Below are 20,975 nucleotides of genomic sequence, written 5' to 3'. Positions count from 1 at the left end.
TGCCCGGCAGTGGCCGGGTGCTGGCAGAATCGATAAAGGAAAGAGGATAGAACGATGATTGATATCAGCAACATCGATATAGAGGCGTTTGAAGAAGATTATCGCAGTGCCCGGGTGTACCATCGCCGGGCTGAACAGTTCCTGGATGAAGGCCAGGACCTCAGTGTGGTGTTCAATGTCGCTTCCGTTGCCCTGGAAAACTATCTGATTGCTTTATGTGATTTATACGGGGTCGAACCGGGTAATCACAATTACACCTGCCTGATGGATGCTGTCGAACTGGTGATTGACGTGTTGCCGGCATTAAACCGGGAAATACGGTCACTGGATTTAATATTTGGAATTTGTTCTCTGGAAAACTATTATCATGGCGTTCCCGAACCAGCCGACACAGACCGTGTCCTGGCAATGTGCAATCAGGTGCAAGCCTTGTTTGACCAAACAAGGCTTGCGGCCGTAAGAGCGGCCTTTGCCAGTGCAGACGCCGGTTAACCGGTTTGTCCGGCAACGAAAGGAGAGAGGATATGGAACAGATAAGCTATAGGCAGCGGATCTGCCAGGATAAAGAAAAAATTGCCGCTTTCCTAACCGGCAAGAGGGTAGGCACCTTAAGTATGAGTGAGGCTGCCGGCCGGCCTTATGCCTTGCCGGTCAATTATGTCTTTTGGCAGGGAAAGATCTATATTCATGGCATGGGCAGCGGCAAGAAAAATCGTATCCTTGCCGCCAATCCGGCCGTCTGTTTTACCGTCTTCGAAGAATTCGGTACAGTGGCCGACCCTGTACCGGCTAAATGTGATACCGCCTATCTGAGTGTTGTTATTTTTGGCAAAGCGGTTCTGGTCAAAGACTTAGAAGAAAAAACGCAAGTGCTGGCGCAGTTTCTGGAAAAGTTTATGCCGCGGTTTTTTAAAACCCCGCTTTCAGCCCAATTCGTCGATAAATACCGTTCCTCCTTTGATGACAAGGCGGTTGCCGTTTACGCCATTGCGCCGGAAGAACTCACAGCCAAAGAAAACCCAGTTGATCCGGAGCATATGTTTCAGGCTTTAGGAAAAGGGGCTGATTAGCTATGGAAAAACAAGAATTAGCGGCAATTACGGCTAAACACCCCTGCTATTCTTTTGCTGCCCAGCATAAATATGCCAGGATGCATCTGCCGGTGGCACCGGTTTGCAACATCAGCTGCAACTATTGTAACCGTAAGTGTGACTGTGTGAATGAAAGCCGTCCTGGTGTGACCAGTGAAATATTGACCCCGGCCCAGAGTCTGGCAAAGTTTATCAGGGTAAAAGCAGAACTCCCTCATTTGAGTGTGGTTGGGATTGCCGGCCCTGGTGATGCGTTAGCCAATTGGGAGACTGTAACAAGCAGTGTCAGGTTAATCAAAGCCGAATCGCCGGCTACGATCTTCTGCCTGTCCACCAATGGCCTTATGCTTCCCCATTACAGTCAGGATATTATCGACCTGGGGATCAACCATGTAACCGTTACGGTAAATTGCCTGGAGCCTGCTATCGGGGCCAAAATCTACCGTCACATTCATTATTCGGGTAAGTACTATGCGGGGGAAGATGCCGCTGAACGATTGATTGGCAATCAACTGACCGGGATAAAGCTATTGGCTGATCATGGCATCCTGGTTAAGGTTAATATTGTTATGATCAAAGGCATTAATGACAGGCATATCGCGGCAATAGTAAAAAAAGTAAAAAGCCTGGGGGCGATCATGACCAATATTATGCCGTTGATTCCCGTGCCGGGCAGTGTCTTTCAGGGTTATTCCCCGACCAGCAGGCAAGAAGTAGAGGCGATGCGCGATCTGTGCCAGTCTTACCTTGCGCAAATGCGTCATTGTCGGCAATGCCGGGCTGATGCCATTGGCCTTTTGGCAGAAGATCAGTCCCCGGCATTTCGCAGCCGCCAGCCTGTCTCTGTAAGCAAATGTGAGCCTTTTCCGCAATTGCAGCCTGACGGGCAGCCGGGAGTTAGCGCAGGTCATATTTGATTATTGCCGGTATATAGCGGTCCTTCACCGGTAGGCGGGGAGACCGTCAGCAGGCGGACAATGAAGTGTCAACAGCAGGCGGACAATAAAGTGCCAACTAAGCGGGCACAAGTCCGCTTAAGGGTTGGCTTTTTTATTTATTTATGAGAGAATGAACAAAAGCAAAGCAGATGGAAAGGATAGGCGATAAGATGAGACTTCATTATTTGCAACATGTCCCTTTTGAGAATCCTGGCAGTATTTTGCAGTGGGCCAGGGAAAACGGGCATGGGCTGACCTCCACGCAGCTATACCTTGAGCAGACCTTGCCGGCGCCGGCCGATTTTGACTGGCTTGTGGTTATGGGCGGGCCGATGAATATCTATGAAGAAACAATCTATCCCTGGCTGGCTGCGGAAAAGGCATTTATCCGGGAGGCTATTGACACCGGCAAAGTAGTGATTGGCCTCTGTCTCGGCGGACAATTAATTGCCGATGTGATCGGCGGCAAGGTGACCCCGAATCCGTGCAAGGAAATTGGCTGGCTCCCGGTCAGGCTGAGCGACCAGGCGCGGCAGTCGCCGTTGTTTTCTTTTTTTCCGCCGGCCCCCATCGTATTTCAGTGGCACGGGGATACCTTCAGCGAACTGCCGGCTACTGCCACCTGTATCGCGACCAGCGAGGCCTGCCGGCATCAGGCCTTCATCTATAAAAACCGGGTATTCGGCTTTCAGTATCATCTGGAAAATACGCCGGAGATCATTGCCGGTCTTATAGAAAATTGCCGGGACGAAATGATTCCGGCCGAATATGTTCAAACCCCGGCAGAACTGCTGGCTCACCCGGAATATATCGAACAAAATAATGCCTGGATGGCAATGTTTCTGACCCGACTGGAAAAAATGTACCGGGAGGGTGCCCTGTAGGAAAGGAAGTGTTTGCTATAAAACCGGCTGGCGAAAAGGCTAAGCCGGCTTTTTTTTATTTGCTGAAAATGGTAAAGGCCAAAAAAAAATTAACAAAATAAAACAAATTAAAACAAACAAAAGCATCATAAAAGCAAGAATTATATTGACCTAAGTTTGTTTTTGTATTAAGATGAATAAAAAGTAAAATTGTGGATGGATACAACGCAGTATCAACTAAACAACACAGGACACTGTTTAGTTGATTTTTTTACATGTCCAATGGGTGTAATATTTTTACTAGTTTGGGTTTACATGGCACCATTCTTTCCTGTCAACGGTTGTGAACCCGGAGGAGGCCGGAATGAACGATTTCAGCAAATTGTCCTACAGGAAAACAGCCGGAATCTCGCTGCTGCTCCACGGAGTACTGATTGCCTGTCTGGCTATGCTGGGACCGCCGGAACCGGTTGCGCCGCCGGCTGTGATGGCAGCAATCGAAGTGGATATCGTCCCTGTTGCTGCGACCGGCGCAGAGGAGAGGGAGACAACGGCACCGCCGGCCGCTTCCCCGCCCTCCCCGTCTTCCCCGCCGGCTGCTGCTAACCGTCCGGGTTCCCGGCTGCTGCCGGCTGCAAACCAGCCGGTGTCTGCCGTTCAGGCCCCGGCGGCAGATAGCAGCATAGCGGCAATTGCCGCTGCCCCGGCCGCAGCAGCAGAACCGGCAGTGGCTGTAACTGTCCGGGGCGGACAAGCTGCCGTCGGGGCCGGCGAAGGCCGGCATACTGCCGGTGGCGGCAGAACCCCGCCGGCGTTTATTGCCGGTTCCAGGCCGGCCTATCCTCAGGCCGCCCGCAAAGCCCGCTGGGAAGGGGCGGTCGTGGTCCGTATTTTTATTGAAGCCGATGGCACGGTCACAGCGGCAGCGGTAAAGGCGGGGAGCGGGTATGACATCCTGGATGAGGCTGCCGTACAAGCCGTGAAAAAGTGGCGCTATGCCCCGGCGAAAGAAGGGGGTGTGCCGATTGCCAGCCTGCACGATGTAAGAGTCCGGTTCAGCCTGGACGAGGCCGAGTAAGCGCGCCGCCGCATAACCTGCAAGCAGAAAGAGAGATGATTCCGGTGCATGAACTGTTACAAGGCGGCTGGATGATGCTGCCCCTCACAGCCTGCTCAATTGTAGCTATCGCTATTGTTCTTGAACGTATCTACTTCTTCCGGAATATGGATGCAGCCAAGCCGGCCGAAACCTTACTGGCCATGGTCGCCGACAACCGCAGGGCGGAAGCCGCCGCCAAGGCAAGCCGGTCGCCGCTGCCGTTAATCCGCATCCTGGCGGCCGGTATGGCCAGGCCCTATCAGCCGGCAAAAGCCATGGAAGCTGTGGTCGTACAGGAATTGGCCGCGATGCGGCGCGGCCTGCCGGTGCTGGATACGATTATTACCCTGTCGCCGCTGCTGGGGCTTTTGGGTACAATTATCGGCATGATTGATTCTTTCCAAATTATGGCCTTGTCCGGCATGGGACAACCCCATGCTGTTACCGGCGGGGTAGCCGAGGCTTTGATTGCCACAGCCACAGGCATTACGGTTGCCGTTATTGCCCTTATTCCTTACAATTACTTCCTGGCCCGGATCGAAAGGGAAACAGAAACTATCGAGCATTATGCCACGCGCCTGGAAATGGCATTAAACCCGGCTAAGGAGCAGCCAGAATGAAAATACCGCGCAAACCGGTAAAAAAGGCCCGGATTGAGATTATACCGATGATTGATACCATGTTTTTTCTGCTGGTGTTTTTCATGCTGGCGACCTTGGCCATGACGGTCCAGAGCACCCTGCCGGTCGCTCTGCCCCAGGCTGCCGGGGTACAGGACCGGGACCGGCCCGCAATGGTGCTGACAGTAACCAAAGACGGCCAGCTCTTTTGTGACGGGGAGCCGGCCGGGACGCCGGCGGAGGCTGCCCGGCGGCTGGTGCAGCAGAGTCAGGGGGACAAACAAATCCCGGTCATTATTAATGCCGACAGCGGGGTCGAGCACGGACAGGTGGTGGCGCTGATGGCTGCTATCCGGCAGCAGGGGCTGGCCAGAATCGCTATTGGTGTTCAGCCTGACGGTCAAGGGGCGGCAGCCGGGCAAACGCGTTGATGGGGGGCTTGCTTAATGAAACTTATTACCGTATCAGGGGCACCTTCTGCCGGTAAAACCTCGGTCATTCTCCGCTTGATCGACTGTCTCCGGGAGGAGGGCCAGGCGGCCGGGGTGGTAAAGTTTGACTGCCTGACTTCTTTTGACCAGCTGCGCTATCAGGAATATGGCGTCCCGGTTCAGGTGGGCTTTTCCGGCAAGTTTTGCCCTGATCATTTTTTTATCAGCAATATTGAGGATGCTGTTGAATGGGGGCAGCGCAGCGGGCTCGATATCCTGATTAGCGAAAGCGCCGGCTTGTGCAACCGTTGTTCGCCCCATATTCAGGGCGTGCTTGCTGTTTGTGTGATTGATAACCTCTCCGGCATCAATACCCCCCGGAAAATTGGCCCGATGCTGAAGCTGGCCGATGTTGTCCTGATTACCAAGGGCGATATCGTCTCTCAGGCTGAACGGGAAGTGTTTATGTTCAATGTCCGGCAGGTAAATCCCGGCGCCCGCATCCTGTTTGTCAACGGCATTACCGGTCAGGGGGCATTTATGCTCAGCAAGCAGGTCAGCAAAGCCGCTGATATTACAACCCTGAGAAACCGGCGGCTGCGTTTCTCAATGCCGGCTTCGGTATGCGCCTATTGCACAGGCGAAACCCGGGTCGGTGAGAGTTACCAGATGGGAATGCTGAAAAAGATGGAATTCAGGTGAGACCATGGGGGACAACGAAAAAATCAGAGAGATCATTACTAATAGGACCATAACTGAGCTTATCCATACCTATCCGGTCGTGCAGGATTTTTTTGTCAATTATAATTTACAGAACCTACAGCAGGACCTAACAGTAGCCAGGGCTCTAGACAAAATCCCGCCGGAACAGCTGCAGGAATTCGGTCTTGATGCCTTCCGCCTGACGGAAGAACTGGTGAGGTTCATGGCCACGCTGACCCATAACCGGGAAGAACGGGAAAGTGTCCGGACGATTACCATCCTCGGCGGCCGCAATAAGCAGGGGGAAGCGGAAAATACAACCCTTACCATTGCCGCCGGCGAGGTTGTGAGTATTGTTGGTCCCACCGGTTCAGGCAAAAGCTGCCTGCTGAGCGATATTGAGTGCCTGGCTCAGGGCGATACGCCGACCAAACGGTGCATCCTGGTTAACGGCCGTTCTTTGACAGATGAGGAACGCTTTGCTATAGGCAATAAAATGGTGGCCCAGTTATCGCAGAACATGAATTTCGTCATGGACTTGAATGTGGCCGAATTTCTGGCCATGCATGCCAAAAGCCGGCTGTGTAAGGAGGCCGAGGCGGTGATACAGCAGTGTTTTGCCTGTGCGAATGAACTGGCCGGGGAAAAATTCACCCTGGATACGAAAGTCACCCAGCTTTCCGGCGGCCAGTCGCGGGCCCTGATGATTGCCGATACGGCCTATATGAGTTCGTCGCCGATAGTGCTGATTGATGAAATTGAAAATGCCGGCATTGACCGGAAACAGGCGATCAGCCTGCTGACGGAAAATGAAAAAATTGTCCTAATTTCTACCCACGATCCCCTGCTGGCGTTAAGTGCCACCAAGCGGATCGTGATAAAAAACGGCGGCATCCACAAAATTATAGAGACCTCGGCTGAGGAAATAAACAGCCTGAGTGCGATTGAAAAACTGGACGCCATCATGCTGGCTATCCGTCAGCAGCTGCGTTATGGCGAAAGGGTTTCTCCGCTGGCTGTCAACTTTGGCGAGCCGGCGCCTGCCGATGAGGGAGCAGGCCCCGGGCGGGAGGAAAAGGAGGGGGAGTAGCATGTGGGAATTATACGATGCTTTAATTGATGGCATCCCCGAGGCCTGCCTTGTTGATGAATTGATTTGCGGCACCTACGCCGCCTTGGTCCGCAGCGGCGGCGGGGTTGGCTTCAGCCATGTTCTGCCCGGCGATACCCTACCGGAGGTGACGCGGAAATCACTGGGCATGCCGCTGAAAAAACTGGCCCAATGCATCAAGTCCTGGAACTTTGTCGAGGCCTCTGTGGGCATGGCGGCGATAAACGCCTGGTACAACTCCCCGGTGACGGCGGCTGCCAACGGCATTGTGATTACCGACAGCCTGTATAGCGAGGACCGGACCAGTGATCCCTTTATTACCTATCAGAATGTCATCAAAGATAAGAAAGTAGCCGTACTAGGCCATTTTCCCTATATTGAACAACTGTATCAGCCGGTCTGTGAGCTGACCATTATCGAACGGGAACCCCGCGAGGGGGACTACCCGGAGGCGGCGGTGGAGTATATCCTGCCGGTCAGCGATTTTGTTGTTCTCAGCTGCAGCAGTCTGGTGTATAAAACCCTGCCCCGGCTGCTCGCACTGGCGAAAAACGCCTATGTCGTCCTTGTCGGCCCCTTTACGCCGCTGGCACCGGCCCTGTTTTCATTTGGGGTCAACGACCTGTCGGGGTTTGTGGTCAAGGATAATGCCGGCGTGGCCCGGATTGTGTCCGGGCTGGAGCGGCGGTCGATCTATAAGACCGGACAGAAGGTGGCAATGAAAGCGTAAAGGGTTAATCCTCAAAATATTATGAAAGAAGGAATTATCAAATGTATAAAAAGCTAAGTAAAATGGCTGTTCCACCGGCAGTTTGTATTTGTTTGCTAAGCTCATTTAATCCTGTCATGGCCGAAGAGGCAATTGCTATTGACGAAGTGGAGGTCCGTTCGACAACCCTGTCCGATTATCTGGTTACTACTGCGGTCATTACTGCCGAAAAAATTAAGGAAACAGGAGCGAGAAACCTGGCTGAGGTTCTGGAAACGGTACCCGGGCTGTATATGGCCACTGCCGATAAGAATGCCCGGCTGGTGCGTATCCGGGGGGCAGCCACCGACCAGACGAGAGTGTATATGGATGGCATGCCGGTGTTTCCCTTATCAGGCATCGCTTCCAACTCGGCCTCTGATTTGGCCGGCATCCCGGTTGAGAATATCGAAAAAATTGAGATAATCAAAGGACCGGGACCGGTGCAGTACGGCACAGACTATAAAGGCGGCGTTATTTTAATTACAACCAAGGAGGGCAAGGGACCGGGCCAGTTTCAACTCAATTTGGCGGGCGGCTCGGATTCGCGCTTTGACCACAGCATCTCCTACCGCGGCAGCGATAATAATGCCAGCTACTCCTTTACCGCCGGCAAAAGCGAAGGCGACGGGTATCTAAGACATTCCGAGTTTGATAAAGAGTATTTCAACGGTCAAATAAAATGGCAGCTGGGCGAGGGCCAGAACCTGACAATCAGCGGCTGGTATATGAATACCGACCGAGACATCGCCAATGGCATTGATCAAAAGACTGGTAACGAGACATCGGCCACCACTAATTCATGGTCTGGTGATACAACGTTAGATAGCAATGGAAATCCAGCAACGATAAAAAATGGTGGCAAGTCCGATGTGAGAGACTGGCGATACAGGGATTTTAAACAAACTAATATCGCCATACAGTATGATCAAAAGGTCGATGACCGGTTTAAATATGATGTTAAATTTTACCACGTTACTGACCGCAATACCCTGCAGGTAACGAATGGCAATAATGTCAGGCTGGGTATCAATACCAAGAGCAACCCGATGTTGTACAGCAGCGACTGGACCTCAAGCGGCAATGGTATGGAGCTTAACGCCGACTGGCAGGCAGCCCCAAACAATACCATCACCTTTGGTGTCAAGTACAACAAGCTTGACTGGGATTCCGGCGATAGTACCAGTACAAATCCAGGCGGCATCACTGACGGCGGCAGCGATAAGCGAGTAGGCTATTATCTGCAGGATAGCTGGCAGCTTGACAGCAAAACCAATCTGACCGCCGGCGTGCGTCATGACAAGGTAACACAAGCCTTTGACAATATTTCGGGTAAAACAGCGGCAGAACTTGCAGATATTGACGATTCTACCACCGATCCGGTATTTAACCTGACCCATCAATTGGATGAGAAAAATACGCTGCGTTTTTCGACAGGCAAAACCCATAATTTTGTTACCGCCAAGCAGGCTAACGGCAATCGCAGGGATGGTTATGCCGTTCCCAAGACGGAAAAGGCCACTAACCAGGAGCTGGGCTGGAAACATAGGTTTAATGAAAAGTCCTCGCTGGACATTGCTGTCTTCAAAAATGACATTGACAACCGGATTGACAGAGATGAAAACAAGATATATCGCAATATTGCTAAAACCGAGATACGGGGAGTGGAACTGGAATATAACCAACACATTTCCAAGCGGCTGAGGGGCTTTATTAATTACACGTATTTGAAGGCCGAAGACACTAATGCCGGGGTTACAACCGATGCCGCCAATCTGCCTGACAGCATGTTTAATTACGGCGCAACCTACGCTGTGGACAAGTTCCAGGCTACCTTGATCGGCCATTATCTGGGCAATATTAAGAATACCGGTGTTAGCTCACCCAACAGCTATGGGAATATCTATAAGAAGCTGGATAGCTATCATACCGTGGATCTTAATTTCAACTATCGGGAAAATGATAATCTTTCCTATTATTTGCATATCAACAATCTGTTTGACACTAAATACTGGGATACCTATGACCACCGGGGCGACGGCATTAACTTCATGGCCGGCGTAAGCGTTATGCTGTAGGAGGGGTTATGAAAAGGGTAAGCACACGGCTCATCTTATTTTGTGTCATCCTGCTCCTGTTCTTAACCGGGTGCGGGCGGCAAGGAAGCGTGAATTCAGGGGCAGTGCCGGAGAATGGCAGGATTATTACTGACATGGCGGGCCGGAAGGTTACCTTGCCGCCGAAGATTGAGAAGGTATATCCGGTATCACCGGTAGAAATGGTGCTTATGTATACGCTGGCGCCAGAGCTTTTGGCAGGCTGGAGCTATCATATGGCGGCCGACCAGTCGGACTATATCTTGCCTGAGTACAAGCAGCTGCCGGTGCTTGCCTGGACTACCCGCGGTTCTGTCAGCAATGTGGAAGAAATTATCAAGATGAACCCCAGCCTCATTCTGATGGTAACCGAAATGAACGCGGCCAATAAGGAGTATGCCGACAAGCTGGAGCAATTGGCCAAAATACCGGTTGTCATGCTGGATAACAATATCAATAAAATGGCAGAGCTGTATCTGACGGCAGGCAAGGTGCTGGGCCGCGAAGAGCGGGCCGGCAAACTAGCGGCCTATTGCCGGGAAACAATGGAGCTGGTGGCCGCAAAGAAACCGCTCTTACAGGAACGCAACCCGGTGACAGTATATTATGCCGAGGGACGGCGCGGCTTGGAAACAGAGCCAAGAGGCTCCTGGCATGCGGAAATCATCGAATTTGTCGGTGGGCTGAATGTTGCCGAGCCCGGTTTACCGGCAAGCGGTGCTATTGGCCGCAGCCCGGTCTCGATGGAGCAGGTGCTGGCCTGGAACCCGGAGATAATATTAATCAGCTATTTCCGCGATGGGGAAGACAGCAGCTACCCCATGATCCTGGAGGAGAAACCGTGGCAAAATGTCCGTGGGGTTAAGGCGCGGCAGGTATATGAGATTCCCACAGGACCTTTTAACTGGTTTGACCGGCCGCCGGCGGTAAGCCGTCTTATTGGCATACGATGGGTGGCAAACTTGCTGTATCCGGATGTATATCCTTTTGATTTTCGTTCTGAAGTTAAACGGTTCTATTCATTGTTTTATCATTATCAGCTATCCGAACAGGAGCTGGACGAGTTGGCTGCCAGAGCGCAAAGAGTGCAGTAACCGGAATGCGGCAGGCTAGAACAAGGTGTGAGGAGACGGTAATTTTGGATAATAGCTCAATACCGGCCGGGCAGGAAGCTAAACCGGCCAGTGTGGCGCAAGGCGGCAGGGGTACCGGCGAGCGGCGAGCCTATACCACCGCGTGGAAATTTTCTATTCTGCTGCTGATACTGGTAACCGCCTTTTTTGGCTCATTTTTGCTGGGCCGTTTTCCTGTTGCCCCGGATATGGTAGTGGCTATTCTCTGCTCTAAGCTATTGGCATTGCCGCAGGCCGGGACTGATACGATGGAAACCATTGTGCTTGACATCCGGCTGCCGCGAATCATGGCCGCTCTGTTGGTGGGCAGTGCCCTGGCGGTGTCCGGGGCGGCTTATCAGAACTTATTCCGCAATCCCCTGGTGTCGCCGTCAATACTGGGCGCCTCCTGGGGGGCGGCCTTTGGTGCCGTTTTGGGCATGGTTTTCCACCTGTCCTGGATATGGGTGGAGTCATTGGCTTTTGTCTTCGGCCTGCTGTCGGTGGTAAGCGCCCTTACGATCAGTTCGTGGTTCGGCAATAAATCAACCATATCGCTGGTGCTGGCCGGTATTGTGGTTTCGGCTTTTTTCCAGGCACTTGTTTCGGTGCTGAAATATCTGGCCGATCCCCTGAATACATTGCCGGAAATCAGCTTTTGGCTAATGGGGGGACTTTCCAAGGTTACCAGCCAGGACGTAATATTGCTCTTTATTCCCATCCTGCTGCCAATGACAGTGCTATACTGCCTGCGGTGGCAGATTAACGTACTTAGTGTCGGCGAAGAAGAAGCGCGTACGCTTGGAATCAATGTCCGGACCACCCGCTTGGCGGTGCTGGCCTGCGCTACCATGCTGGCAGCGGCGGCTACCAGTATTGGCGGTATTATCCAATGGGTGGGACTGTTGATTCCGCATGCGGCCAGGATGCTGTTCGGGGCAAATTTCGCCATCGTCCTGCCGGCGTCCATGCTTTTGGGAGGCACATATCTGTTGATGATGGATAATTTAAGCCGCAGCCTTGCCGCCATAGAAATCCAGGTCGGAATTCTTACTTCTTTAATTGGCGCGCCCTTCTTTGTTTTTTTACTGGCCAGAAGCAAACGGGGCCTGGAGTGAGCCAATGCTGCCGCAGGACAGGCTGTGATTCGGGAAATGAGGAAAGCTGGCAGTTGTGGAAGGTTTGGCAGCAACACTAAGGAGATGGGTTAGGTGTAGAGAAAGGAGTGGCATACACTTGCTTGTGGCAGAGAATATTAGTTTTGCTTATCCGTCGGCCGGCAATCTGCTTACAGATATTTCTTTTTCTGTTGCCAGCGGGGATGTTGTTTGTCTCTTAGGACCCAATGGCGCCGGTAAGACGACCTTGCTGCGATGTTTATTGGGCATTGCCAAAATACGAACAGGCAGTATACGTATCAGAGGCCAAAAAATCCAGGCAATGCCGGCAAGGGAACTGGCGGCTGAGTTGGCCTATGTGCCGCAGGCAGCCGCGACGGTATTTCCGTACCGGGTGCTGGATATTGTTGTTATGGGACGTACGCCTCATATTGACGTTACTGCCGTTCCTGCTGCTAAGGATTATGCTATTGCCCAAGAGAGTCTGGCTGAAATGGGTATCTTACACTTGGCAGATGCCCTGTTTAGCCGTATCAGCGGCGGCGAGCGGCAACTGACCCTTATTGCCCGTGCGCTGACGCAGCGCGCCAGGCTGCTTATCATGGACGAACCAACAGCCAGTCTTGATTATGGCAATCAGGTACGGATATTGCGCGTGATTGATAAACTGGCAAAACAGGGGTATTCGATTATTATGACTTCGCACTTTCCCAACCATGCTTTCTTATTATGCAATCGGGTAATGATTATGAAACAGGGGAAGATTGTGGCGCTGGGCAGTCCGGAAGCAGTAGTAACTGATACTGTTTTAAGCGACCTGTATATGACAAAGGTCAAGGTGGTTGAGATCGACGCCGGCGAGTCAAAAACACTGAAGGTTTGTTTGCCGCTGCTGGCGTGAGCGAAAGGCAACTAAAAGAAAAATAACCGCTAGGCTTGCTTCCTCTTTAGCGGAGAGCAAGATTAGCGGTTATTATTTCGCATCAATTTGCGGCCATTCCCAGCCGTGCCGGAGCTGATTTGTCTACATGCCATGCATCAATTAACTCGCCGTCCTGCTTCCACGCTTTTACGGTCAGCGTATCGCCGGCTATCTGGACTGTTAAATAGTTTGGCTGGTCTACGGGGTTATAAAACACTTCATTCCAGACATTCGCTTCGGCCTGATCATAGTATTTTGTTCCACTGCGGCCAGTGGTGATATAGACTGTTCCCTGGCCGGCTATGCTATCTGCGTACAACGGATATGTCCGGGCGTAGATATGCTCATGTCCGGCAAACACAGCGTCCACTTGATATTTGTCCCATAGCGGAGCAAATGTCTCGCGTATTTTGTCATTGCTCGTTGCTGACTTGCTATGATAGGGAGGTCGATGAAGGAATACCAGCTTCCATGGCTTATCAGTCAGTGCCAGGTCCTTTTCTAACCAATCCCGTTGTTTGCTCAACATATCAGGTATGAACTGCTTTTCTTCCCGTTCCTGACTGTCAAGCATTACAAAATGAACATTGCCGTAATCAAAAGAATATACTTGCTCTTTTAGCCCTTCCGGCCCATTAAGGGGAAGCTGAAACAGGGCGGTAAACAACGTAGGCAAGGCATTGACTTTCCACACGGGTGTGTACATTTCATGATTACCTGTTAATGGCATGGCCGGAATCCGGTTAATAACGCCCTGTGAGGCGGCAAACCAGTCCTGCCATTCTGTAAAGTTATGGCCGACATCAACCAAATCACCTACGTTTGTAAAAAATGCTGCCTCGGGATGGGCCTGATAGGCTTGCTGGAGTGTTTTATGCCAGGTATCATAGGATGTGCTTTGGGAATCACCGAAAATTAGGAACTTAAATTGGGTTACATTGTCAGCAGCCGTCTGAAAAAAATGCACCTCACTCCATGTTTCGCCATTTCCAATCCGGTAAGCATAGCGTGTTCCCGGTTTTAAATCAATTAACAGCGCTGAATAAACAGCCACAGTATCCCCGCTGTCTTGAATATATTCCCTTTCAGCCGGTATTATTTTGACAGTCATTGAAAAATCATTGCCTATTCCTGCCATGCTATACTGGATTTGGTTCAATGCTGGATCAGTTGTCTGCCAGCTAATGGCCTGCGTTGTTTTGGGATCATCTGACCAAGTCAATGCGATATACGGGGGATCAGCTTGAGCCGACCAGGCTGTTTCCACACCGGCGGTAGAAACGATAAGGATAGCCAGCAGTAATACTGTAAAAACAAAATTCATTGATTTCCTTTTCCTCAACACTGCTTTTCTCTCCCTGTTTTTTTAAAGTACAAGCGTAATAACCTGCTGTAAGTATCTATATAATTGTGTTTTAACTATTTTGCTTATTGCTGTGGGGGCTGATGATATGCTTTGGGACAATCACCTGCAGGCCCCGGCTGGTAGTATCTGTTTGAATGTTTTCACCGAAGGCCTGCTGCAGGTTGGCATCGCTTAAGGCCTGTTCTATCGGGCCGGCGCTGATGAGGCGCCCTGCTTTCAGAAGCAGGGCAGCGTCGCAGTAATTTAGGACAAGATTGGGGTCATGGAGCGTAATCAGGGCAGTGGCATTTTTGCGTTTGATGACATCGTGGACCAGGCTCATCATTTTGTGCTGGTTGCAAAAATCCAGATGGGATGTGGGTTCATCCAGCAGCAGGACCGGTGTTTCCTGAAACAGGGCCCGCGCCAGCAGGACCAACTGTTTTTGGCCGCCGGACAGCTGTTGGAAAGACTGGGCGGCCAGATGAAGTATGCCGATTTCCTCACAAATGGCCCGGGCTTTGGACTTATCCTGCCGGCTGGGAGCCGACCAGGCATTGAGGCGGGCGGCGCTGCCCATCAGCACCATTTCCAGCACGGTAAAAGCAAACACACTGGGCGTGATTTGGGGTACGAAGCCGATCAGCCGGGCTGTCTGGCTGCGGGAAAGGCGGGCCACATCCTGGCCGGCGACCAGGATGTGGCCGCTAAAAGGGGTGAGAATGGCGTTGATACAGCGCATCAGTGTGGTTTTGCCGGAGCCGTTGGGGCCAATGAGGGCGCAAAACTGACCGCCGGGCAAAGCGGCGCTAATCTCTTTAAGAATCGGTACTTTAGTATAGCCGGCGGTAATGTTGTTAATTTGTACGGTCACTGCCGAGAGCACCTCCTTTACGGCTTTGAATCAGGTAGCCCAAAAAGGGCGCACCAAAAATGGAGGTAACAATACTAATTGGAATTTCCGCCACCAGCAGGGAACGGGCCAGGGTATCCATCAGGATCAGGAAGATTCCGCCCAGCAGGCCGGCAACCGGGATTAACTGCCGGTGCTCTGTGCCCACCAGATAACGGGCAATGTGGGGGACAATCAGACTGACCCAGAGTATGGCGCCGACCGCAGCCACCGCGGCTGCAACAATTAATGTACTTAACAGAATATAAAACATACGCCACCGGAAAACCGGGATTCCCAGGGCAAGGGCTTCCTCGTCCGCTAAAGTCAGGACGTTCAGGCGCCAGCTAAACAGGCAGATGAGCAGGGAGGAAACGGTGATAATCGGGAAGATGCCGGCCAGCTTAAGCCACGATGCTGTATGGAAGCTGCCCATCAGCCAAAAGGTGATTTGCGCTAATTTATCATATGGGTCGGCCAGGTATATCAATACCGATAAGGCCGCCTGGAACAGGGCTGATACGACAATGCCGGCAATGACGAGCACCGAAGCTGACGGGTCCTGGCTGCGCAGGGCCAGCAGGTACGCCGACAGGACGGCCAGCAGTCCGAAGGCAAAGGCCAGGCTGTAGATGCTGAAGGTTAGCTGGGTAAAAAACATAATAGCCAAAGCAGCCCCGAACGCGGCGCCGAATTTCACGCCCAGAATGTCGGGAGAGGCCAGGGGGTTGCGGAAGATTCCCTGAAAAACGGCACCGGCAATGGAAATGCCGCCGCCAATCACAAAACTCATAATGATCCGGGGCAGGCGGATGTTCGTAAAAATGAGATAGGTCTCGGGGGCCACGGCCGGCAGCCACCCGTTCCAGCCAACGGCAGTGCAAAACATACTGGCAATCTCAACCGGCTTGATGGCATACCGTCCCGTTCCCAGCGCCAGGGCGAAAGAAACGGCAAACAGTACCGTCAGCAGCAAGAGGAGCTTTTTACTCATGGCTCCTGCAGCTTCCCGCCTAATTCGGTAAAGGAATGTCCGAGAAACTCGGCATAGAATTCATCAGCGATTCCGGTCACGTCAATATCGGCGAATTTGTCCGGATACAATGTCTTGGCCGCCCAGACTGTACCTAAAACGTGATGAGGAGCCGGGTAATCCCACCAGCCGATGTTGGCGGGAAAAGCGTAAACCCGTTTATTCCGGGCCGCTGCGACCGTGGCAAAATGAGGATTCGCGTACAAGGTTTCGGGGGTATAGGTATCCTGGGAGGACCCCAGGAAAATGACATCTGGATTCCAGGTTGAGACTTGTTCCGGCGAGGCTGTGATCCAGTAGCCTTTCAGTTCGCTGGCAACATTGTGGCCGCCGGCTGTTTCAATGATAGCGGCCTGCACCATGTCACCGGTGGCAACGGCAAAAATGTCTCTTGGCCCGGAGAACATGACGGTGGGGCGTTGGTCGACCGGGATCGCGCCTGTCCGCTCTTTGACAAGCTGGAGCAGGTTGTTGCAGGCGGTTATATAGTTTTCACCCCGGTCCGGACAACCCAGCACGGTGGCCATCAGCCTGACCGCCTCATAGCTGTCCGCCAGGGTTTCGCCTTTTACGGCGATTACCTTCATGCCGGCGCTTTCAAACTGCTGCAATTGAGTTTTGTCAAAAGACGAGTTGATAAAAATAATTTCCGGATTTAAAGCAGCCAGCGACTCGGTAGTGATGGTTTTTTGTGTCTGACGGAGCTGGGGTTTGGTGCTAAAGCCGGCATCGGCCCTGGCCATAGCCTGGCCGAGTTTATTGTACAGCGCCTGATGGACCAGCTTGTCCTGCTGACCGAGGGCGAACACAATCTGGCCTTCAAAATGATCCAGGGCCGCTATCCGCTGGATATGGCGGGGAATCTCCACCTGCCGCCCCAACTGATCTGTCACGGTAAATGCCGTGCCGGCCGCCGCCTGGTCCTGCCGGCCACAGGCGCTGAGTAAGAAGAGCAGGCACAACAAGCTGAGCACCAGGGCTATTTTTCTCATGTATGCATCCTCCCTGTTATGATTTATGGCCTGGTTGCCGTCAGGACAGCAACAATATCGGTTATATTGGCAGTTTGGACATCGACAAAGCCGTAATCAGCCAGCCAGTTTTGCCACTCGGTCAGCGTGTACATGGTTCGCTGGCCGTTGAGGGCGCAGAACAGGCGGTTAATGCTGCCGGCCAGGCTGGGGAAGCCGTCCCTGATGTGAGTCCGGACAATCAGGGTGCCCTCCGGCAGTAAGGCTGCGTAGACCTTGGGCAGCACCGCAGCCAGCGTAAACGGGGACAGCATCAAAGAACACAGCGCGGCATCATAGCCGGAACCGATATCAGCCGCCAGAAAATCACCGGCCAGGGTCCGGACGCGGTCGCTTAAGCCGTAGTGGTGGATGGAGGCGGCAGCCAGGGCCGCAATCTCCGGCACATCGAACAAGGTGACAGCAAGAGCAGGATATTTTTGGGCAAAGGCAATGCTGTAAAAACCATGACCGCCGCCTAAGTCCAATAAATGTTTTTTCCGGTCCAGGCTGACCGCCTGCACCGTAGTCTGGACGAATTCACCGGTTACGGCGCGGGCGCCGATGCCGCGCAGGCGTTCTGTCTGGTTAGGGGCTTTTTTATGACCACCGGAAGGAGAGGTCCTGGTGTTAAGGGCCTGCAGTACCCTGCAGGCAAAGGAACCGGCAGGGAATTCAGGCAGCAGGGAATCGGCCAGAAACCAGGGGCTGCTCTTATGCAGATAGGTTTCCATGGCGGCGACTGCTTCGTAAGTCCCGCTGCTGCAGGTTAGATAGCCCGCCTGGGTCAGGACCTGCAGCACCCGCTCGGTGATGGTTTCGTCCCAGGCCAGTTCGCGGGCCAGTCCAGCTGCGGTCTTTCTCACCGTCAGGGCGGTAAACAGGCCTGTCTTTGCCGCCAGGGCGGCTAATTCGTAAACAATGCCCTGCGTGAGCAGATTTTGGACCGGGGCCGGATCGACAGGCAGTTTTTCGTATAATTGGGGAATCGGCATGGTTGCGGGGCCTCCTATGTTTGTGATGAGCCTTGCTTAAGCGTCTGTCTGGTGGAGGAAGAATAGACAATAATTCAATAAACATAAACAAATTAAACCAAACTTTAATAGTATAATAAACCGTCAATGGTAAAAGTGCAATAAGTTTTTGTTAGTTTTTGGCTGGAAAGGAAGGGGCGATAACTATGTCTGTTGGTATCGAGCAAACACTCCCGCCGTCCATCACTGGCGGTAAGTTCCGCCTGCACCGGCCTTATAAAAGCAGGGAAATAACTTTGCTTGTTTGTCAAACAAGCAAAAGCAGATCAGATGTGTTTAAAACCAAGGTAACTTTTCTGTGAATATCTGGTATAATAAGGAATACCCCCGAAGAACCGGTTGGATAAATGGGTTATGTATCTTGCCAACACAAATTCCCAAGAACTGGAGGCGATTGCCATGAGCGAGCCAGCAATCCGCAAGGCACTGACGGCGGAAGAAATTTTCCTGAAGCAGGATAAAGAGCGATATCTATATGAAATGAGAGAGAAAGCCCTGCTGGACCATGTATCCGCCATGGAGGGAGCCAAAGAAGAAGGCCGCGAAGAAGGACGCGAAGAAGGCAAAACAGAAATAGCCTTACGTATGCTAAAACGCGGCATAAGGGTAAGCGAGGTGGCAGAATTAACCGGGTTGTCTAAGGCCGATGTCGAGAAACTGCAATCCCCCAACTCTTCCGACTGCAATTAGACTGCAGGCAATGGCGAAGATTGCCTTGCTTTTGCTGCCGAATTTGCCGGGGCGGGATTCCGATAGCGGCGAGGGACGGTGGTTGTGTTAATGCTTGAAGAGCAGACACAATTACCGTCTCTTTGTTATACGGTAATTTCTGCCTGGCCAGCAGGAGTTTTATGTTGTTTTTGGAATGTATAAGGTTATACCGCTTGTTGAAGAATAAGGCGGAATCACTTGCTGTGACGCTTGCTAAACGGAGGCTTTTATGTCGATTTGGTCAAAATTCATTCAATATTATAAACCGTACCGGTGGCTATTTTTTACCGATCTGGCCTGTGCATCGGTGGTTTCGCTGGTGGACATCACCTTTCCACAGATTCTGTATTTTCTCACCCATGGTGTTTTTACCCGGAGCCCGGCGGAGATCCAAGGGGTATTGAGCCTTGTCGCCGCCGGGATGATTGCGTTGTACGGCCTGCGTTATGCCTGCCAGTATTACATCACCACCTGGGGTCATATTATGGGGGCCCGGATGGAAAGCGATATGCGCCAGGACCTGTTTGATCATTACCAGCGGCTGTCTTTTTCCTATTATGATCGCAATAATACAGGTGAGATGATGTCCAGGCTGGTGGCCGATCTGTTTGATATTTCCGAACTGGCTCACCACGGGCCGGAGAATGTGTTCATCTGTACCCTAAAAATTTTTGGCTCCTTTTTACTCTTGATGTTTCTTAATGTCAAAATGACTTTGATTCTTTTAGCGGTAACCCTGGTTATGATTGTGTTCAGTATTTATAAAAACCGGCGGATGAAAGCCGTGTTTATGGATAACCGGCAAAAGATTGCCGGGGTTAACTCCCGGGTCCAGGACAGCCTGGCCGGTATCCGGGTGGTCAAATCCTTTGCCAACGAGGAGTTGGAGCGGGAAAAATTCTGCAGCAGCAACCTGCAGTTTTTAGAGTCCAAGGTAAACAGCTATCGCCTCATGGGCAGTTTTCATGCCGGCAACGGTCTTTTTCAGGGCTTATTGTACACAGCGGTGCTGGTCAGCGGCGGTTTTTTTGTCGCCGGCGGTACGCTGCAGGTAACCGATCTGGCGGTATATGCTTTGTATATCGGTATTTTTATGGGACCGATTGATGTGTTGATTAATTTTACCGAACAATTTCAAAAAGGCTATTCCGGTTTTAAACGGTTTCAGGAAGTCATCGATACGGTGCCGGAAATTTTGGAGAAACCGGCAGCTATACCGCTGGCCGAGGTTAAAGGCCGGATCGTTTTCCAGGATGTTTCTTTCCGGTATAATCAGGCTGCTCAGGTGCTCGCGGGTGTAAATATCACCATGGAAGCCGGGAAAACAGTGGCCCTGGTGGGGCCTTCGGGCGGCGGCAAGACGACCCTGTGTTCCCTGGTGCCCCGCTTTTATGATGTGAGCGGCGGCGCGGTCCTGATTGACGGCCATGATGTGCGGGATGTTACGCTCAAGTCCCTCCGCAGTGCGATCGGTATTGTCCAGCAGGATGTTTACATGTTTGCCGGCAGCGTACGGGACAATATCGCCTATGGCAATCCGGCCGCCACCGAGGAAGAGATTAGAGAGGCCGCGAAAAACGCGAATATTCATGAGTTTATCATGGGGCTTGCCGACGGCTATGACAGCTATGTGGGGGAACGGGGCACCCGCCTGTCCGGAGGCCAAAAGCAGCGGCTGGCGATCGCCCGGGTGTTCCTGAAAAATCCGCCGATCCTGATTCTGGACGAGGCTACCTCCGCCCTGGACAATGAGAGTGAGCGCTATATCCAGGCGTCGCTGGAACGGCTGGCCCAAAACCGGACGACCATTGTGGTGGCTCACCGGCTGAGCACGATCCGCAATGCCGATGAGATTATCGTTATCAATCACCATGGCATTCAGGAACGGGGCAATCATGAAAAACTGCTGGCACAGAATGGTTTGTATGCAAAATACTATCAGATGCAGTTTGAAGGGCTGGATGAGCTGGAGGGAGATTAGGTGGCCGTGCCGGCGCAGGGGAAGGCTGCGGCAGCGACAGCGCTGCCGCCTGCGTCTGGGCTGTTTTGTTTGAAAATTGCAACTTATTATTTCAAATGGACTGACTAAATGGTATAAT

Annotated in this window: 21 protein-coding genes; 16 read left to right on the top strand and 5 right to left on the bottom strand. The window is 52.2% G+C overall.

Going from position 1 to position 20,975, the window contains the following annotated elements; genetic code table 11:
- Positions 1 to 54 precede the first annotated feature (54 nt).
- The 14 genes from ACZ481_RS19560 (at position 55) to ACZ481_RS19495 (ending at position 12,830) form a co-directional block, all read left to right on the top strand.
- Positions 55 to 492, top strand: coding sequence for a hypothetical protein (locus tag ACZ481_RS19560; RefSeq protein WP_464767013.1), 438 nt, complete (start codon positions 55 to 57; stop codon positions 490 to 492).
- A gap of 32 nt (positions 493 to 524) precedes the next feature.
- A complete protein-coding gene (locus tag ACZ481_RS19555) occupies positions 525 to 1,070 on the top strand; it encodes a pyridoxamine 5'-phosphate oxidase family protein (RefSeq protein WP_464767012.1) in 546 nt (181 codons plus the stop codon).
- A gap of 2 nt (positions 1,071 to 1,072) precedes the next feature.
- Positions 1,073 to 2,008 carry a nitrogenase cofactor biosynthesis protein NifB gene (gene nifB, locus ACZ481_RS19550; protein ID WP_464767011.1) on the top strand — a complete coding sequence of 312 codons (936 nt, stop codon included), beginning with the start codon at positions 1,073 to 1,075 and terminating at the stop codon, positions 2,006 to 2,008.
- Positions 2,009 to 2,214: 206 nt separating this feature from the next.
- On the top strand, positions 2,215 to 2,913 hold the full coding sequence (locus ACZ481_RS19545; RefSeq protein WP_464767010.1) for a type 1 glutamine amidotransferase: 699 nt from the start codon (positions 2,215 to 2,217) through the stop codon (positions 2,911 to 2,913).
- A 343-nt stretch (positions 2,914 to 3,256) separates the two neighbouring features.
- Positions 3,257 to 3,970, top strand: coding sequence for an energy transducer TonB (locus ACZ481_RS19540; RefSeq protein WP_464767009.1), 714 nt, complete (start codon positions 3,257 to 3,259; stop codon positions 3,968 to 3,970).
- A 35-nt stretch (positions 3,971 to 4,005) separates the two neighbouring features.
- The gene (locus ACZ481_RS19535) at positions 4,006 to 4,611 is read left to right on the top strand and encodes a MotA/TolQ/ExbB proton channel family protein (RefSeq protein ID WP_464767008.1); all 606 of its coding nucleotides are present in this window, start codon (positions 4,006 to 4,008) and stop codon (positions 4,609 to 4,611) included.
- Complete coding sequence (locus ACZ481_RS19530; protein ID WP_464767007.1) at positions 4,608 to 5,042, top strand: ExbD/TolR family protein; 435 nt, start codon at positions 4,608 to 4,610, stop codon at positions 5,040 to 5,042. Before ACZ481_RS19535 ends, ACZ481_RS19530 begins: the two co-directional genes overlap by 4 nt.
- Positions 5,043 to 5,057: 15 nt before the next feature.
- Positions 5,058 to 5,744, top strand: a complete 687-nt coding sequence (locus ACZ481_RS19525) for a GTP-binding protein (RefSeq protein WP_464767006.1) — start codon at positions 5,058 to 5,060, stop codon at positions 5,742 to 5,744.
- 4 nt (positions 5,745 to 5,748) lie between these two features.
- The gene (locus ACZ481_RS19520) at positions 5,749 to 6,834 is read left to right on the top strand and encodes an ATP-binding cassette domain-containing protein (protein WP_464767005.1); all 1,086 of its coding nucleotides are present in this window, start codon (positions 5,749 to 5,751) and stop codon (positions 6,832 to 6,834) included.
- 1 nt (position 6,835) lies between these two features.
- The gene (locus tag ACZ481_RS19515; protein WP_464767004.1) at positions 6,836 to 7,585 is read left to right on the top strand and encodes a Rossmann-like domain-containing protein; all 750 of its coding nucleotides are present in this window, start codon (positions 6,836 to 6,838) and stop codon (positions 7,583 to 7,585) included.
- Between the two features lie 92 nt (positions 7,586 to 7,677).
- The gene (locus tag ACZ481_RS19510) at positions 7,678 to 9,681 is read left to right on the top strand and encodes a TonB-dependent receptor (RefSeq protein WP_464767003.1); all 2,004 of its coding nucleotides are present in this window, start codon (positions 7,678 to 7,680) and stop codon (positions 9,679 to 9,681) included.
- An 8-nt stretch (positions 9,682 to 9,689) separates the two neighbouring features.
- Positions 9,690 to 10,793 (top strand): ABC transporter substrate-binding protein, encoded by a 1,104-nt coding sequence (locus ACZ481_RS19505; RefSeq protein ID WP_464767002.1) that lies wholly within the window; start codon positions 9,690 to 9,692, stop codon positions 10,791 to 10,793.
- Between the two features lie 44 nt (positions 10,794 to 10,837).
- On the top strand, positions 10,838 to 11,929 hold the full coding sequence (locus ACZ481_RS19500) for a FecCD family ABC transporter permease (protein ID WP_464767001.1): 1,092 nt from the start codon (positions 10,838 to 10,840) through the stop codon (positions 11,927 to 11,929).
- A 124-nt stretch (positions 11,930 to 12,053) separates the two neighbouring features.
- Positions 12,054 to 12,830, top strand: coding sequence for an ABC transporter ATP-binding protein (locus tag ACZ481_RS19495; RefSeq protein WP_464770661.1), 777 nt, complete (start codon positions 12,054 to 12,056; stop codon positions 12,828 to 12,830).
- Between the two features lie 82 nt (positions 12,831 to 12,912).
- On the opposite strand, the gene ACZ481_RS19490 is transcribed toward ACZ481_RS19495, so the two are convergent.
- The 5 genes from ACZ481_RS19490 to ACZ481_RS19470 form a co-directional block, all read right to left on the bottom strand.
- Positions 12,913 to 14,175, bottom strand: a complete 1,263-nt coding sequence (locus tag ACZ481_RS19490) for a purple acid phosphatase family protein (protein ID WP_464767000.1) — start codon at positions 14,173 to 14,175, stop codon at positions 12,913 to 12,915.
- Between the two features lie 91 nt (positions 14,176 to 14,266).
- The gene (locus ACZ481_RS19485) at positions 14,267 to 15,070 is read right to left on the bottom strand and encodes an ABC transporter ATP-binding protein (RefSeq protein WP_464766999.1); all 804 of its coding nucleotides are present in this window, start codon (positions 15,068 to 15,070) and stop codon (positions 14,267 to 14,269) included.
- Positions 15,054 to 16,082, bottom strand: coding sequence for a FecCD family ABC transporter permease (locus ACZ481_RS19480; RefSeq protein ID WP_464766998.1), 1,029 nt, complete (start codon positions 16,080 to 16,082; stop codon positions 15,054 to 15,056). Before ACZ481_RS19480 ends, ACZ481_RS19485 begins: the two co-directional genes overlap by 17 nt.
- Complete coding sequence (locus tag ACZ481_RS19475; protein WP_464766997.1) at positions 16,079 to 17,113, bottom strand: ABC transporter substrate-binding protein; 1,035 nt, start codon at positions 17,111 to 17,113, stop codon at positions 16,079 to 16,081. Before ACZ481_RS19475 ends, ACZ481_RS19480 begins: the two co-directional genes overlap by 4 nt.
- Before the next feature lie 23 nt (positions 17,114 to 17,136).
- Positions 17,137 to 18,126: a class I SAM-dependent methyltransferase gene (locus tag ACZ481_RS19470; protein WP_464766996.1), complete on the bottom strand. Its 990-nt coding sequence runs from the start codon at positions 18,124 to 18,126 to the stop codon at positions 17,137 to 17,139.
- Between the two features lie 378 nt (positions 18,127 to 18,504).
- On the opposite strand from ACZ481_RS19470, the gene ACZ481_RS19465 reads away from it, so the two are divergent.
- Both ACZ481_RS19465 and ACZ481_RS19460 read left to right on the top strand, forming a co-directional pair.
- Positions 18,505 to 18,855: an Rpn family recombination-promoting nuclease/putative transposase gene (locus ACZ481_RS19465; RefSeq protein ID WP_464766995.1), complete on the top strand. Its 351-nt coding sequence runs from the start codon at positions 18,505 to 18,507 to the stop codon at positions 18,853 to 18,855.
- Between the two features lie 250 nt (positions 18,856 to 19,105).
- Positions 19,106 to 20,857: an ABC transporter ATP-binding protein gene (locus ACZ481_RS19460; protein ID WP_464766994.1), complete on the top strand. Its 1,752-nt coding sequence runs from the start codon at positions 19,106 to 19,108 to the stop codon at positions 20,855 to 20,857.
- Positions 20,858 to 20,975: the final 118 nt, after the last annotated feature.

The organism is Sporomusa intestinalis, from assembly GCF_055383785.1.
This window is presented reverse-complemented; position numbering and strand designations above follow the sequence as displayed.